Annotated in this window: 1 pseudogene; it reads right to left on the bottom strand. The window is 44.7% G+C overall.

The window, feature by feature from the left end:
- Positions 1–529: pseudogene (locus AC1DY0_RS19150) on the bottom strand (hypothetical protein); the annotation flags it as partial.

Raw genomic sequence — 529 nt, 5'->3', positions numbered from 1 at the left:
CACAACGAATAATATCTGTACTCACAAAATCGGTTCCTGCAACCCCCGTATAGGTAGAAGAAGTTGCACCTCCAATATTTGTTCCATTCTTAGTCCACTGATATGTCGGAGTTCCTCCATTGGTTGGAGTAGCCGTAAATSTCACAGAACTGCCGTTACATGCTGGATTAGAACCACTCGTAATGGCAATGCTAACAGAAGGAGCAACATTTGCCGTAACGGTCATTGTTATGCCTGCACTCGTTGCCGTAGTCGGAGAAACGCAAATTGCCGTTGGTGTCAAAACACAACGAATAATATCTGTACTCACAAAATCGGTTCCTGCAACCCCCGTATAGGTAGAAGAAGTTGCACCTCCAATATTTGTTCCATTCTTAGTCCACTGATATGTCGGAGTTCCTCCATTGGTTGGAGTAGCCGTAAATSTCACAGAACTGCCGTTACATGCTGGATTAGAACCACTCGTAATGGCAATGSTAACAGAAGGAGCAACGTTTGCCGTAACGATCATAGTAACCGCCGTATTCGA

It is taken from the genome of Flavobacterium sp. P1_E4, from assembly GCF_056405915.1.
The sequence above is the reverse complement of the archived record's forward strand: the minus strand, read 5'-3'. Positions and strand labels throughout refer to the sequence as shown.